Genomic DNA, 17,899 nt, shown 5'->3' with positions numbered 1-17,899 from the left:
CGAGCGCGTGTGCTTTGCACTCAGCGTGCCGTCAGGCGTATCACTACAACCCTTATCAATTTGGATTAAGAAATCAGGTGGCGATCGCTTAATATACAAACGTTCTAAAATTTAGAAATCACTTGGATTTTCCTAGACTGACAGAAGAGAGATAAAGTCCCCCAGAATTGGGGGATTTAGGGGGCTTGCCGCTCTCGGTACGGCTGTAACCCTTACTTCCTAATTCATTCAACTCTTGATATCTTTGAGCATTGTCAGAAGTTGATCAACCTTGGTTTCAAGAACTTTCTGCTTTTGAGATATATCTTGGAAGTAGTTGACAACTGCTATGGCAACGCCATCTTCACTAGAAGCTTGATGGACATCCCGACCAAAGCCCATCAGTGCTGGACGTTCCACATAAGTAACTCGATGTAGTACCCGCCAGGTTTTATTTGCTTTACCTTTAGCTTGGCGCAAAGCACGGGCTTCTTCATCGTTACTCGCAAGCCATTCAGGATCGACAACATAGGTGAAAAAGTCATTAAAGTTTTGAGTGCTACCTTCCAGGTAGAAAGTCATAAAGCGGTAGCGGTCTACTTTTTCTCCAGGCTGTAGTGGATAATCGTTTTCATCAGTAATTGCCTTACTTTCAACGCCACTGGTATCTACATACAACTCTATGCCTTTGCTACGAGCTTCAGTTTTACTCATGGTTTGGGTCATGTTTATGGTAGCCTGAGCAGTGAGTTCACCAGCAACTCCCCCTGCGGTAAACTCTCCCAGGAATCCTAACCCAGCGTTTAAGGTAAACGAGCCACCCACAGTATGTTCTGCTGTATTGGCAAAGCTTTGAACTTCTGTGCGCATTCCGCCATCCGCATCCCAGACATAGGTGTTGACAATATTGCGTTTGCCTGCGCGAATTTGGATGTTTTCCATCCGTTTCTGCCAACCCGCAAAACTGTCTGTGGCGTGAACTCTTGTCTCTTGGTCGGTAATCTTGGTATCAATTTCTTTTTGCTTTTGCTTGGCTGCTTCTGATTGCTGTTGAGCTGCCGCTCCTGCTTCTTGCTCAAATTGTTCTTGTTGTCTTTTTTGGGCTGCTTGTTTTTCCTCTTCAGTCAACTCCTGATCCGGTTTGTCTTCTTCACGAGGAACTCCAAGATCTTGGGGAGCGTCACCACTGTCTATATTTCGGTTTAAAGAGGTTTCATCGACTAAACCCGCATTAAACTGTGCAAAATATGACTCTCGCCGCTTATCCTCATTCTCTATCTGCTGTTTGAGGTCGTAAGCTTCCTGGAGACGATAGTAACTTGCGGGATAAAGTGAGCCATACTGGGCACGCATTTCGGGGACATGGCGGAAGAAGCGATCGCTACTAGCACTACTGCCTGTCATCCCATCCAAACTACCGTTCATGGTATAGGCGGGATTGATTAAGAAGGTAATGGTATTAACGTCTGGTGGAATACCATCTACAGGCTGCACCTGATAACCAATCATTTTCTTACTGCGTTGCAGGCGAGTGATAAATACATCGGCTAAACTAGAAACGACCAAAGCATAACCAACGTTTTTGGGAATAAACCGTTGCCCAAGATGAGGGAATTTTACGGTTGATTCTGGTGTACCCCGCAACTCTAAGAGATCGCTCATGCTTAGTGCAGAACTGGAGGTAATATTACTTTCGTTTTGCCACTGGTAGCTAAAGTCAAGGTTACCTGCAAAACCAGCTTTCCATTCTCCGACTTGTGTTTCAACTCCAATACCAGCATAAACTTCACCAGCACTGCCGATAAATCCCTCGATATTTGCTCCTAAACCAGCATCCTGAGAGCGACTCCAGCTAAACTCTACATCTTCAGATATGGCTAATTCTACTGAAGTTGCACTGGTGTAATCAATATCAACAGTTAAATTTTCACTGGGTATGGGGGGAGCGCCTTCAATATAGCCGAGGAGGGTGGGGGCAAATTGAGCATTACCAATCCATTTCAGTTCTAGTTTTTCGATTCGTTTGTCTGGCAACAATTCCACACCATTGAGGGTGGGGCTGGCGAGGAAACGCCGCATGATGGCAGATTTTCGATTGGTAACTTTGTCTATGGTAATGGTGCTGTATTCTGCACTGACTAAAGCATTGCTGCCTATAGGTAAGGTATTGTCATCTTTGAGGGTTGCTCCGTGAACCGTGCCGTGATTGTTACCTGTGAGGTCAAGAACTTTGAGGCTATCTCCTTCGGGTTGGATGTGATTTAAGGGCCAATAACCAACTAAACCTGACTCTTTGCCCGTTAGGCGTTGGTGCATATCGGCTTGGATTTCTTCAGCTGTGCGGGCTTTGTTCCATATCCGGACTTCGGCGATTTGACCTTGGAAGAAATCTGATTTTGTAAGGCTAGAGTTTTTGGGATCCCAATCCTGTCCAAGTGTCCAAGGTAAACCATCCCCTAAAGTTATTTCCGTGGTGCTGCTATGGCGGTGTACACCGTCTTTATAAAGAGAAATTGTAGAATCATTTTCCTGATTTTTCTTGATGACTACTGCTAAGTGGAACCAATCCCCAGCAGTTTTTTCTTTCAACCAAATATTCCACCCAGGCAAATTGAGACTAGTCTTGTCAGCGTAATAACCCAAGACAAATAGACTACCTCCATCCTCAGTATTTTTTGCAATAAAGCACTGCAAATCATCAGTCTTCTCGGGTTTAACCCATAACTCAACTGTCAAAGTGTCTTCAGGATTAAAATCTCCAAGTTCTACATAATCATCTACCCCATCAAACTGCATTACTTTATGTCCCAGATTCCCAATGGGAGCCGCACAACCCCACCAGATAGAACCAATAACAGTACCGTTATTACCGCTAATAGCATCAGTAACTGTACCACTATTGGCACTATCAGTATTGCTGCTAATAGGCAAGGTATTGTCATCAAAGAGGATTGCTTCGCCGTGAACCGTGCCGTGATTGTTGTTACCTGTGAGATCCAGAACCTTTTGTTGATCTCCTTCGGTTTGGATTTGATTTAATTGCCAATAACCAACTAAACCTGACTCTTGACCCGTTAGGCGTTGGGACATATCCGCTTGGATTTCTTCAGCTGTGCGGGCTTGGTTCCAAATGCGGACTTCAGCTATGCGCCCATTCCACATATCAGTTGCGTTACCATTATCGTGCCGTCGTCCAATCCGCCATCCATGTGTATTTGATGGTAAGGACAAATTGAGATTTGCAGATTGACTAATCAAACTACCATTTTGATAAATTTTGATCGACACTCCATCGTAACTCGCCGCTACGTGTACCCATTGGTTCATGGGAAAGCTTGAACCTGCTGTTACTTGCCTCCAACTCCCATTGAAAAATCCGGCTCGCAGTCGGTGATCGGAACCATCTAAACAAAGTTGGAAAGTAATCTTTCTGTTGGAACCAGGGAATACCTCAGTAACGATACTTCTGTAGCTACTCTCTTGTGAAAGACTATCGCTGTAAACCCAGGCTTCAAGAGTAATTTGATTGCTAATGTTACTAGAAATCTCAGCGGGCAAGGACACATAATCATCCACCCCATCAAAGTGCGTTACCTTATGTTCCAGATTTTCTATGGGAACTGTACTACTATTGGCACTATAAGTATTGCTGCTAATAGCCAAGGTATTGTCATCAAAGAGGATTGCTCCGTGAACCGTGCCGTGATTGTTGTTACCTGTGAGGTCAAGAACCTTTTGTTGATTTCCTTCGGTTTGGATCTGATTTAATTGCCAATAACCAACTAAACCTGACTCTTGACCCGTTAGGCGTTGGGACATATCCGCTTGGATTTCTTCAGCTGTGCGGGCTTTGTTCCAAATGCGGACTTCGGCGATTTGACCGTTTAAATATCTAGAGTGCCCATCATCTCGACCTAAACATAATACTCCTGTATCTTCGTTGATTACTCCTGCTATATTTTTACTAGCTACTTGTACACCATCTATGTAGAATTTCAGGGTCGTGCCATCAAAGGTTCCTGCGTAATGATGCCATTGATTGATGTCTGATGGTGTGTATTCGACGAATTTAAATCCATTAATGTCAATGTAAAACCTGATTGATTTACCATTGCCTACTGGATAGAGGATGTAGGCATTTCGTTTACTAGCTAAAAAGCCATGATTAGTCCAATTTTCTGTGTTACTTTTAGCCCAGAGTGAAACAGTGATTGCTGTAGTTGGGTTGGCGTGAGCAGGAACCTCTATATAATCATCCACCCCATCAAAGTGCGTTACCTTATGTTCCAGATTTTCTATGGGAACTGTACTACTATTGGCACTATCAGTATTGCTGCTAATAGGCAAGGTATTGTCCTCTTCGAGGATTGCTCCGTTAAGGGTACCGTGATTGTTGTTACCTGTGAGGTCTAGAACCTTTTGTTGAACTCCTTCGGTTTGGATCTGATTTAATTGCCAATAACCAACTAAACCTGACTCTTGACCCGTTAGGCGTTGGGACATATCTGCTTGGATTTCTTCATCTGTGCGGGCTTTGTTCCAAATGCGGACTTCGGCGATTTGACCGTCAAAATATCTAGATTCTAGCCCATCGTCCCAACCTAAACATAATACTCCTGTATCTACCCTGATTACTCCTGCTATATTTTCACTAGCTACTTGTACACCATCTATGTATAATTTCAGGGTCGTGCCATCAAAGGTTCCTGCGTAATGATGCCATTGATTGATATCTATCTCTGATGGTGTATGGACAACGTTTTGCCATTTCCTAGTGTAAATCCAAAACTTGATTGATTTACTACCTTCCACTGGGCAGATTATGTAAGCGTTTCGTTTACTAGCTAAACAGCCATTCTTATTCCAATTCTCTGTGTTACTTTTAGCCCAGAGTGAAACAGTGATTGCTGTAGTTGGGTTGGCGTGAGCAGGAACCTCTATATAATCATCCACCCCATCAAAGTGCATTACCTTATGTTCCAGATGTTCAATGGTAGCCGCATCAGTATCTGTACTATTGTTACTACTACCAGTATTAGTACTACCAGTATTACTACTACCAGTCAGGTCTCTGACCTCAGTTCCTGTCGCTTCGTTCAAGGGATAGTAAGCGATTAATCCAGGTTCGTTACCACTGAGTCGAGTTTTGCTGTTAATCGCAATCTCTGCTTTACTCAGAGCCAAATTCCAAACTCGAACTTCTGCCAATTTGCCAAATTGCTCAGAACCGGTGGTACTATTGCCAATGGTAGAAATATTAATATTAGTAGCTTGGCAAATTTCTGTGCTTCGTTCCTCTTTGGTGGCATCATCTGTTGCGGCATCGATGTATGCTTGCTTAACATCAGCCACTTGACGACCATCGATATAGAAAATGGTGGTAGAATCTTTGCCAACAGCAGTTAGATGATGCCATCCGGGAGTTAATCGCTCCAGATTATAGCCGCTATCGTAAAATGTTCCATCAATCAGTGTTCCCAGTTTTGAATTCTCTTCAATCACTACGGGAGAACTATCATCTGTGCTACCCAATAAAATTTTTCGTGCAGGTTCAGATGCATATTCATATGTCACTGTTGCCTCAAAGATATAAGCTGCACCTGCGTCAGTGCTCCCCGTGTCTTCTCGATCAGCTCCAACGATAGCAATATTACCACTGATTGCTACACTCTGACCAAAGTTGTCATTTGCCTCTGGGTCACTGGCAAGAAGTTTTCGGGTCTGTGTCCAAGTACCATTGCTGTCGCGCTCAAAGATAAAGGCTACACCTGCATTTCTGTCTCCCGTGTCTTCTCCTCGAGCTCCAACGATAGCAATATTACCACTGATTGCTACACTCCGACCAAAGTAGTCATAATTCTCTGGCTCACTGGCAAGAAGTTTTTGGGTCTGTGTCCAAGTACCACTGCTGTCGCGCTCAAAGATATAAGCGGAACCTCTGACTTCCGTGTTTTGTTCACCAGCTCCAATGATAGTAATATTACCACTGATTGCTACACTTATACCAAACCAGTCAGATGCCCCTGGGTCACTGGCAAGAAGTTTTTGGGTCTGTGTCCAAGTGCCACTGCTGTTGCGCTCAAAGATATAAGCTGCACCTGCCTCAGTGCTCCCTGTGTTTTCTGCATAAGCTCCAATGATAGCAATATTACCACTGATTGCTACACTTATACCAAAGTTGGCATATGCAAAGTTGTGATCTGCCTCTGGGTCACTGGCAAGAAGTTTTTGGGTCTGTGTCCAAGTACCACTGCTGTCGCGCTCAAAGATATAAGCTGCACCTGCGTTAGTGCCCCCCGTGTCTTCGTTATAAGCTCCAACGATAGCAATATTACCACTGATTGCTACACTCCGACCAAAGTAGTCATATGCCTCTGGGTCACTGGCAAGAAGTTTTTGAGTCTGTGTCCAAGTGCCACTGCTGTCGCGCTCAAAGATATAAGCTGCACCTGTATTAGTGCCCCCCGTGTTTTCTCCTTGAGCTCCAACGATAGCAATATTATCACTGATTGCTACACTCCGACCAAAGTTGTCATCTGCCTCTGGGTCACTGGCAAGAAGTTTTTGGGTCTGTGTCCAAGTACCACTGCTGTCGCGCTCAAAGATATAAGCTGCACCTGAGTCGGTGCCCCCCGTGTCTAGGTTATAAGCTCCGACAATAGCGATATTATCACTAATTGCTACACTTGAACCAAAGTTGTCAGATTCATTTGAGTCAGTGGCAAGGAGTTTTTGCTCGAAATAGTGCTCGAAATTGTATACATAGTCTATTCGTTTTTCCATCGCTGCAGATGGAAAGGAAAACCAGGTTTCCACTGTCCATGACTCACCCAAAACAAATGGATTTGCTAACTCAATTTTGCCGTTACTATCAGCAAAGTTGAGAGCAACAGGGAGTTGATCTGGGAGCCACTGTTCAAACGTCGTATTCCGACTATCGGAGGTCGCATCAAAGTTAGTTTGACGCATGCGACCTTGATTGTCAAAGTAGCTCAGTTGTACGTTACCTTCACAAGTTTCAATGGCTGCGATGCGCGTCGCGGGGGAGGCAAATCCGAGTAATCCACCTTGAGTAACTAAACCTTTTTGAGAACCATTACTAACGGTGTGGAGTGTTGGTAATGTTTGGGGTGTTTGTTGAGTAGTTCTGACTGTGTTGATTACTGTGTTGTTAGCAGTATTTAACTCACTTTGAACTTGAGTCAGTTGATTGTTAACTTCTTGAAGGCGAGTTTCCCAAGCTTCTCGCTGAGTAGCACCAGCGTTAACGGTTTCTTGGAGTCTATTTAATTTCTCATTTTCTCTTTCATATTCTTCATTTGCACTGTTATAATCTGCATTGGCTTGATCAATTTTGTTGTTGCTTGACTTTTGTTGTTTGATTAATTGCCAGTTATGTCCGGAATACCAAGTAACAATTGGTTGACCGAGATTGAGGTTACGACCTCCTTCAGCATGGATGTATTGACGGGGATAACTGCTATCGCTCTCTCCTGAAAGTTTGATTTGGTATGAACCGTCGCTCTGTTTTATGAACACCCAGTTATGTCCGGAATACCAAGTAACAATTTGTTGACCGGCATTGCGGTTACCGCCTGCTTCAGCATGGAGGTATTGACGGGGATAAGTGCTTAGACTCTCTCCTGAAAGTTTGATTTTGTATGAATCGTTACTCTGTTCTATGAATTGCCAGTTATTTCCCAAAGACCAAGTAGCAATTCTTTGACCGGCATTGCGGTTACCACCTTCTTGAGCATAGATCTCTTGACGGGGATAATCGCTTGGACTCTCTCCTGAAAGTTGGATCTTACAGATATAGTTAAAGGGACTATCTAGTTCCGTCTGATAGTTGTGATATTTTTCGTTCTTGGTTGTTCGTCGTCGGTTGACTATGTCTTCCTGTGCAGCTAGTTCTGCGCTCAGATCTTCCCTCTCAAGCCCAGCCAGCTTATATTCGAGATCCGATTTTTCTTTAAGAAGTTTCGCTTCTTCTTGTTCTTTCTGTTCTAATGTTTTTAATTGTCCGGGTAACTCAGCATAGTTATCTGCCAAGGTCGATAAACTAACACTATCTGTATAGTTAACCTCAGTAATACTATCAGAAATTAACTGAACCCGATGCTTGCGAATCTCCAACGTTGACCATGTACCTTGAACATTACCCAGTTCAAAGCTACGGATCATTGCCACCCCATCGGGTACAGTAAAACGACAGGTGGCTTTGTACCAGTTGTTGCCTAAAGACTGAAAGTCCGATGTGTCAATCGTAAAAAGTTTCTGTTCGATACGTTTTTTCGCACTGCGGCTCTTTTTCCCCCAATAGGAAAACGTAAATAACTTGCCGTTATTACGATCAACATTATTCGGGTTGAGATTCGGATTGGTTTTAAACTCAAAGGTTTCAATATAGGTAGCCCGGGCACTCACCGCCACCAAATCATCATTGCTGTATTTAACAGCTTGGGTGGTTCCATCTCCTAAAGTACGATTGAGAGTAATCGCACTCACAAAGGCATCCCCATAAACTGTGCCGTCGTTTCCGTAAACGGAGAAATCAACAACTGTTCTTTCCTTATCCTCAGTAATTGCCCCCAGTCGCCAGTAGCCCACTAAATCAACTTCCCGTCCGGTAAGTTGCATATACATGCTATCTTTGATTTCTTTAGCAGTCCGAACCTTATCCCAAACTTGTACATCAGCAATCTTGCCAGCCAAGGACTTCCCAATCAAAAATTCCGGCTGCCAATTCTCGGGAGCATCAAATAGTGATGCCACTTCTGTCGGGATTCCCACCGGCTGACCATTCTTACAGAGAGTTAAGATAGTTTTGTCACTGGCGGCATCAGAGGAAATAATCCCGGCGTAGTGAACCCATTGACCCGTTGGGATAGTCGTTGTATCTGTGGTTTTGCCAACACCATTGGCACACTTGACTTTCAACGCTACAGTGCCGTTATTAACCAGTAATTGAATGTGTTCGTCTTCTTCTCCAAGAATAATCTGTTCACCACTACCCGTAGCTGAGACATAAACCCACGCTGAACAAGTATAGCCAAAGGAAAATTCTTCCGAAGGAGGGGTTAACTCTAGGGCTGGAGTTTTGATATACTCATCAGCACCATCAAACATGACTCCCCGCCGCTTGCGGGATTCCAGTTTCAGGTTGACGGCTTCACCCGGTTTCCAGAACAGATCATTAATCGTAAAGTTTTCATCATCAATTTTGGTAACCCCATAGCTGCCATTATAGTCAGTGGTATCGACAATTTGGACTTCATCACCTGCTTCTAAGCCATGATTGAGAGCCGTGATTTGCAGCTTACCATCGGCTACTCTTTCCACCTCAGTAATGATGCCATCAAAGACTAAACCCGTCTCTGTTTTCGGCACCACTTCCCAACTGCCAATTTCACTGTTCACCCACTCGGCAGCAATTTCAAAGGTATCACCATCGATACTGATGACTTGATAATGACCGTTGTAATTTTGGGTGTTGGCAATTTTGACCGTATCCCCAGTTTTCAAACCCGAAGATGGGGAAGAAACAATCTGAACTTTATCTTCATACCCTCTTTCTATACCCGTGATCTGCGCTTGGGGTGGTGGTGTCGAATCCCCAATCGCTTTAATTTCATCTAAGGTATTTAAGGGCAAAAGTAAGTCCCGACTCTGACTGCGTAGGATGTTAGTATTGTCGGGATTTGCATCAATCTCAGACAACGTACCATCTGCTGCTACAGCAAAACTCAAGGTTGCTACATTGCCCTGGGTTGTAGGAATTGCGACCATGACCTTGGTCGAATTCTTGAGCAGTTGCATTCCATCTTTAGTTTGCTGCTCTTTCTGGATATCGTATTTGGTAGCTGACAAGCCATTGGCGACTTCAACACCATTGAGATCCAGCTTGCGCTTAATAATACCCGGAATAGAACGAGGGATTAAAGCATTCTTAGCTTCGGGTCTGGGTTCTAAAACCGTGTAGTCTTTGACATCAAACAATCCCTCTGCTGAAGCGCGAATGGAGGTTAATTCTACCTTCTGAGTGTGAGAGTTGTAAGCAAAAATGTGCCAACGGTAATTATCGTGTTCATTGGTCGGTAACAGTACTACTGAAAACCCACCTTGGTGAAGGTTCTCAATCAGAGTGAGTTCCGTGGTCGGCTCATAGAAAGGCTTGCCATCAGCATCCCGAAAATCTAAAGAATCAATATTTGAGAGTCCACCGTTAGCATTTTTCTTCATACTGGCGATGGGTTGATACTTCTGACGCGATCGCTTAAACCGCACATCCAACTTCCGCACCAGTTGATTGGTCATACCATCGAGGACGAAACGGTCTACCAATAAGGTATTGGGAGTCGTTTCGGTAGAATCCGCCTTAGATTGACGAAAAACATAGAGGTGACCTGTTGCCGAAACTAACTGTACCGGAAAAGCTGCTGATTCATTCTGGGTTCTGTAGCGCGTACGCAGAATAAATTTGCTCTGATCGCCTTGATGGGTTAGTTCTGCCGCTTGTTTATCAATTACCGACTGGTCATCCTGAGTTTCATTCGGGAATTCCAGTTCTTGGAATTCTTCCCAGCCTGTCCTTTGGTCTGCGGGAGTGTTGAGGTAAGAGTCTTCAAAGCCATCCTGCTTGATGGTGTACCAAATCTTGCCGTCTGTATCGGTGGCAATAACCACAACTTTGCCTTCATGGGCAATGGTGTTAACGAATTGAAGCTTGTCTCGTAGTAGATGCATAACCTTTTGCGTAATTCGCCCAAACCACTATTGACCTTATCGTTAATAATGCTATTACCTCCAATACTTAACATTTTTTTTTGTTTTTCGTTCCTGGCAGAAAAATGCCTAAATGTCACATTTAATTTACAATATTTTACCTGAGGGGGCGACGAAATAAGCTAAAACGCAGACTCTATAAGTAATCTAGCCCTTAGACCTCGTTGATAATACTTTCGTTTATTAGGATTTAATTTCATTAATTCGGTTACTAATTCTAGACAAACATCCTTGAGATTGACCCAAGTTTGGCTATATAAACCAACGTAAAAACTGCTATGTCTGCGTTCCCTACGACGAGATTCTTTGACACGAGCCACATAGTTTTGTATTCCTTGACGTTTAATATGCTGACCTTGAATTGTTGAGGAAGTGTAAGCTATCGCAATTAATAACACTAGAGAAATAAGTCGTTTACCCTCAACCTTAGTCTCCTCTATATTATAACCACCTGTCTTAAAATCTCTAAACATTTCCTCGATATCAAATCTTTTTTTATAAGCTGAAATCGCCAACTCTAAGCTCTCAAGATTTGTCAGAATAAACCAGGCTTCTTTTGGGGCTATTCCCTTGAGTTTACGTTGCCACTTACAAGCGACATTAAAACTTATAAACCCACGGGTCTTGGTCACTTTAACTCCTTGGATAAACAAAGATAATCCTGGTGTTAAGCCTAAATTATTTAATTGAATCCAAAAATCATTTTTCACTTCGATAAATTCGTTCTTCTTAAGACGTAAGCAGAAATATACACCCAACGACTGGAGATGCTGCGCCAGCTTGAGTGAGCAAAATTCTCTATCCCCTAAGAGACAAACTTTATAATTTTTTAAAAGTGGCATCACTGAAGATAGGGCAGTTTTCTGTTCATTAATATTGCTAGACCCTAATTTGGGAAGTAATTCAAAATATATAGGAAAGGTTCTTTTATCCCAAACTATACTGATCATGAGGAAATTTATGCGACTCCAATTTGTGCGGTCTATCGCTACATAAATTAATTCTTCAGTTGTAAAGTATGTTGATAACCAGGTTTCAACAATTGGGAACCAAATTTTTTCAATCGTCAGATTAGGCAATGATAAAAATCGTTGTATTCTTTTTCTACGACTTTCAAATTTTATGGGAATTGATAGAGCATTTGCTAATTTTTATAAATTTACTTTTTTAATTGTCTGTAGGAGACTAAGCAGAATTAGAATGAATAAGTATTCTGACTTATTAAGTTGACTTTTTAAGTGGTTTTGGTAAAATGCAGGTAACATTTTCAATTGGTAGGTCTTGTTGCAAATAAGGGACCTATTTTTTTTTACCACAAAATGGTCAAAGCTTTACATTTAAAGCTTTTCAGGCTATTTCGTCGCCCCCCCAGATATTTTACACAATTTGGCACATTTTTATTTTCACTATTTATCGTTTATCACCAACTGCAACTTAGTACAGCAGTTTTCAATTGGGTCAGGTAAAGATGGCTGGGTAATAGGGAATAGGGAATAGGGAATAGGGAATAGGGAATAGGTAATAGGGAATAGGTAATAGGGAATAGGTAATAGGGAAAAAATTCTGTGTACCTCTGCGACCCGAACGCGCCCCGCGTCGGCGAAAGCCGATAGGCGCGACCCTAGGCCGCGAGGGATTGCTAGCGGCCTAGGAGGCGCTCGCGCGAATTTAATTCTTAATGGGTCAAGGGCACCTAATAGTTATGAAAAACGCTGTAATTACGGAAATATCAGTTACGAGTAAATTCTAGAGAAAGCTTAACAGATAATGAAACAGGTATTTGCCTGTGCTGATGCGATGCCACCTGTGCGGAGGAAATTTGGAATAGTTTTGAAGGGACTATTGAACGAATTTCATCGAGAAATTTCACCCTTGATTTTCCAGTTCATGTAGGGTGGGCAGTGCCTACTTAGGTAATAATTCCGGAACATCCGCGTCATCAAAGTTGATAAGGTCCCTCGCTACAATGTTGACCTCCTTTACTAGAGATAGCACTACCTCTTCCGGTAGTGGTAAACAAGTAGTGATTTTAGCTCCCGTTACCTTGACCAAACCGTAGCCAAACCACTACATCTTTACCACTACCGAGGGGTATAGGGGTATAGCCGAAAGACTCTCAATCCTTATTTAATTTTAAGAATTGCTTTGAAGCGCTTGCTAACTGCTGAAGAATTTTTGCCTAGCTAATAATTTTTGTTTGGCAAGTTTTGCAAGATCTTCACGAAGAGCTTTCCTTGTACCAATAGATTTATGTCTTCCTTTAGGGCTTTGAGTTGGTGATTGAGGACGATTACTTCTCGATTGTTGTCTTTCATAATGCCTGCTCACAGGATTTCTCTCACCCTCTTGAAGATCCTGTTGCAACCTTTCGTTAATTTTTTGAATTGTCTCCTCCGCCAAGCGGTCTTGATTATCAAAGTCATTCTTAGCTTCTTGCTTTAGTGTGTTTTTTAGCTGTTGGAAAACGTTGTTCACTGCATCCCGTTCTGCCTCCGGGAATTGTTCCAAAGCAGCAGTAAGGATATTATCTGTATTCTCCAGCGTCATTTCCATTTCCGAGAATTCTATTCCCATACCAGATAAAGCAAGAATTATCGAATGGGAAACGGCACGATCAATTGCTTTCTCTTTCTCAACGGACTTTTGCTCGGGTTCTCCTCCTGGTTCCTCGGATGAATCTGCCGGGGTGGACAATCCTGCTTCTACAGAAAATGAAATTTTATCTAAGAACTTAGGCAAAACTAGCTCTTCATAAAGACTGGTTTTGACAGAATTCTTAACCCGATCAATCCAAGGATTTTGCTCAAAGGCTTGATCACTCATAATCCATGTCGAAGCCCCCATATTATCTGTCGGGCCTCCTACAAACTGAGCTGCACCATCCATAAAATTAAAGAGACTTCTGAGTGCTTGTTCCTGCTGTTCCTTTGTCGGATAAAGTTTCTTGACTCTTGTTGTGCGATCATACCCTTGCATCACAAAGTTATAGAGCATATCGCTGATACCTTCGACAAACTTCTGACTGTATTGTGTGATGCCACTAAGTATTGAAGATTTTCCCTTGATTTTAAGGACATCCAGAAACCTCTCTGAATCAAAAGAATTGGATGAGAAAGGAGCTGCAATAGCAGCTGCTGTCAGGTCAGAAATCACACTCGTCAACTTAGTTATCATCACTTTCAAAGCTGGATCTGCAAATATTTTCTTGACAGTAGTATCCCCCCCCAACGCAGAGATTGCAGCAATATCCAAACCCACAGCCAGTTCATTCGTTACAAAAAATTGAGTTAAGCCTTGTGCTGTCTCAGTCAATACTTCTTGCAGTACTAGTTTAGGATTTCGATCGCCTGATCTTGATAGAGCGCTGGAAACCACTTGCCGGATCAAAGTCTGACCTGCCGAGTTACCTAAAGCCCAAGCTAGCTGGACTAGGGCTGGGGCAGCACCAACCCCCAAAGCCAAGACTGATGTAGCTCCGAGGATACTCAAAGTTTGCGTTACAGCATCAACTACACTCTCAATCGCACGATCTTGTGTTTCTTTCCATCGATCTAAGGAAGAACCCAATGCGTCCATCGATGCTTGTACCTGATCGAGCAATTCTTGTTCAATATCGGCTTTAGTAGGATCTACAGAAAGTACCCGTCTCACTTGCGAAAAAATACTCAAAAATTTTCCTGTGTCTAGGGAAGCTGCTGTACCAGCAGGACTAAAGCGATGCCAGCCGACAGCTGTCTCCAGATAACGCTCCTTCAGAACTAAGCTTTTGTTGCTCGCTTGTAGTCCCTTGAAATAAGTTTCAGATGGTGTTAAGGGGAGTTCTCGAATCGTTTTAGAGGTTCTTTGGGTAAAAGCTTGTCCCACTTTATCGAGTAACTGTCTCTGTAATTCTGCTGCCTTACCCTCTGAAGCGACTTGTCTCAGTTTTGTTTTCAACTCCTCGTCAACTTCGAGTTGAAAGTTATCAATTTCTTGATTTTTTGTCTTTAATTGTTCCGCCAGTGTTGTAGCTTCGGCTTCGTTCTTCGCGAATTGTGCTGATAATAACTGCATCGATAACTTTCTGCGCTCTTCTGCCAGGGTCTTTAAGCGTTTGACACTCTCTGCAAACCAGAGATCGACTATCTGATCGGGAGTTAAAACTTCTACACTGAAGGCAATTATTTCTCCATCATCAGCGAAAAAACCCTTTGATACATCAAGCAGATCTGCCATTCTAATTTCTTTTGCGTCCCCCTGCAAATACTTGCGTAGGAGTTCAGCAGCCCTGCGTTCGCTTTGTTGCGGGGAAAGGGTCGTCGTCTCAACCCAATCATAAGTCTCTTGATCAATCTTTTTTAATGTTTTTGTTAAAGTAACACCCTCTACCCCGGCAAGTTGTGCTTGAAACACCAGTTTCAAAACTTCTCGCCTCCGAGCGTCGCCCGCAGTTATTAAATATTCCATTGCCGCTCTTGAAGCCCAATAGTTTTCCTTGGCAAATTCCTTGCCCCTTTCTAAACGTTCTCTATTGAAAAATTTTGGCTCTGAGAAAAGCCTAGTCTGAGTCGGGCTATAACGACTATAATCACCAGGTAGAGAAAGTAAATTTGCACAATTTTTCCAGAGTCTATGATGACTATATGGGGCTTGTTTCAAGTCATCATAAAAACCCTGTAGTAATTTCTCGTCTTCACGAATTAGGTCATAGTCAAAACTACCAGGCTCAACTTGGCTCAGGGTCTCTACTATTTTCAGAGGTTCTTCTTGCCTTTTCCGCTTTAATTGTTGATAGATACCCATCTGACGCGACTCATCAATTGGCTTGGCTCCTGGATAAGCCCCTCTGAGTAAGAGTTGTCTGTTAACTTCGTCTCTATCCTTTGATTTGAACCCAGCTTTCTTGAGTTGCCCTTTTAACCACTTTTTATGGTCTCCTTGTCTCATTTCTTGGCAATACTGCCTCACCGCTTCATCAGCATCCCAGCTATCCTCGCTTGAGAGAAGATTTAGCACTTTATCCTTGGTTTGTTTTCGCTCTAGCGAACGCTTGAAAATGGATTTTGAGGCTTGATATTCCACCAAAGCATTCAGCTCGTGTATTCGGCGAGTTTTAGGATATTTTTTCTGAGCATCTACCAGCTTTTTAGTATAGTCAAACCAGCCCGAACTCACATTCAGAGCTCCTGTTCCTGACCTAAGTATTTTGTGATTCCTCAGCAGAAACCAAAACCTTTGATAAGGGTCTAGAAATTCTTCAACAACATCTCCTTCAGGTAGCTTATCCGACTCTATAAATTTTTTGCGCTCTGCTTCCGGGAAAGATGCTGTCCAATCCAAAATTTTCTGTTGCAGTTTTTCTGGATCGTCTATCTTACGAGGCTCTAGTCGATCATTGTCATAGATTAAACTGATCAGGTAGTCAGCATTTTTATTTCCAGTTGTGCTTAATTCTGCTGAAATCACTAAAGTTTCAGTAGGGGAAGAGCTATCATTTTCTTTGCCAATAATTAATCGCTGAATTTCTCCAAAAAATCCCTTGTGATGATTTTTTAAGTTGTTCTTGACAGCTTTTAAGAAAATATCCTCATTGTCGCCATCTGGGTCCAATTGCTGATCAGATGCCAGCGGTGCAAGTTCTCCTGGATTTTCTTCAACAAGTTGGCGTATTTTATCTTTAGAATCTCCGCTCAAGGAAAAATTGCTTGTTGTTGTTCCTCGATAAAGAAGTCCTAATTCAAGAGCAACTTCAACGGTGGGAGAGACTTGTCCGGTTTCTAAGAGCTGTTTCAAAACAGGTAGTTGCAGTTTGTATCCTTCTCCGTTACCTAATACTCTTCCAATGGTTGCACTTGATAGTTTCTCCAACTTAGTTTTTTCTGGATTAAATGTAGTTTCTATATCTTGAACCAGATCGCGCCCTTGAATGATTTGATATCCCTTCTTGAGGGTGTTCCGTGCATTTTCAGAAGCAGTTGGCAGAAACTTGAGCATCGCCCGAAATTTTGCATTGATGTCACTCCTTTTATCTTCTAGCAAAGCGATCAGACGTACCAGTTTGTAATCTTCGTCGAGGTTGGCAATCTCTTGGGCAGCTTGTTTAGATGCTTGGGAGTCATCGGGAGCACCAGTAATCTTAGCAGGTTGACGAATTAACTTCACCCTTTGACTCTGAATTTCCTTGTATAAGTTGTCTATTTTATCCTTACTAAATTCCCATTCTGATGTTATGTATCCGTACTTTTGTTTTTTCTGATCAATAAAAATTCTGATATCATTTTGCACTAGATCAGATTTAATCTCTTTTTGCAAAATTTTCAGTTCATCGTCTAGCTTTATAAAGATATTCTTAATAGTTTCCTGATCAGGATATTCAGAACTGATACGATCTATGAGATCTAAAGTTTCCAATCCAAAATCCGAATCTTCTAACGAATCTAATGAAGCTTGAGGAGCTTGAGGAGCTTGAGGAGCTTGAGGAGCAACTGGTCGAGAATTGTTTATAACCGTTAAAATTCCCGATCCCAGACGATCTCTTTCTGACGAAGCTAACCATTGAGTCAAGTTTTCTCTCAATTGCTCTTCTTCATATCGGTCTGCTACATAATTTCTTAAACCTTGGACTTCTGGGGAGTTTTGTTCAGATACGAATTGATCTGGTTCGATCCTTAGTTCCGAGATTTGCTCGGCAATTCCTATAGATTCAGTAGCTTTAATGAATGAGTTATATAGACAATTGCCATCTGTCTTTATCCCTACTCTTTTATAACTGTTGCCTTCCTTTTTTAATACCTCATAATGCGGGCCAATAACAAGTAAATTAACTTCCAAGTCGCCCTCAGAATTCCAAGAATAATTCTGTCTACTCAATTTATTTACGTCAACCTCTTGCTCTTCATCGTCTTTAATCGGATAAATATTAGGGTCTTTTTCTGGATCTTTATAGTATATATTAACTTTGATTCCCAACTTTTTAGCAAGGATAATGCCAATATTATCATCTGCATAAAGTTTCTCTTTCTTTATACTTATCCTATAAGCATCAGTAACTTGCTTTGATTCTTCTTCAGAAAATTGTCTTCCTTGAAATTCAATCAGTTGAGGCATTTTGTTCTCCTCTTAAAAACCTATGTTTAGCATCCATAAAAAGTTGTTC

General features: G+C 42.3%; 2 protein-coding genes and 1 pseudogene. All 3 read right to left on the bottom strand.

Annotated features, from left to right (window positions below):
• Window positions 1-228 precede the first annotated feature (228 nt).
• A complete protein-coding gene (locus F6J90_RS09680) occupies window positions 229-10,725 on the bottom strand; it encodes a LamG-like jellyroll fold domain-containing protein (protein ID WP_293092461.1) in 10,497 nt (3,498 codons plus the stop codon).
• Between the two features lie 161 nt (window positions 10,726-10,886).
• Window positions 10,887-12,029: pseudogene (locus F6J90_RS09675) on the bottom strand (IS4 family transposase).
• A gap of 892 nt (window positions 12,030-12,921) precedes the next feature.
• Entirely contained in the window at window positions 12,922-17,850 is a 4,929-nt protein-coding gene (locus F6J90_RS09670; protein WP_293092459.1) for a hypothetical protein, read from the bottom strand.
• Window positions 17,851-17,899 lie beyond the last annotated feature (49 nt).

Origin of the sequence: Moorena sp. SIOASIH (genome assembly GCF_010671925.1) — a bacterium.
Taxonomy (GTDB): Bacteria; Cyanobacteriota; Cyanobacteriia; order Cyanobacteriales; family Coleofasciculaceae; genus Moorena.
This window is presented reverse-complemented; position numbering and strand designations above follow the sequence as displayed.

Coding starts and splice junctions, on each gene's coding strand:
- F6J90_RS09680 (WP_293092461.1), bottom strand. CDS start 10,725: ATGCATCTACTACGAGACAAGCTTCAATTCGTTAACACCATTGCCCAT.
- F6J90_RS09670 (WP_293092459.1), bottom strand. CDS start 17,850: ATGCCTCAACTGATTGAATTTCAAGGAAGACAATTTTCTGAAGAAGAA.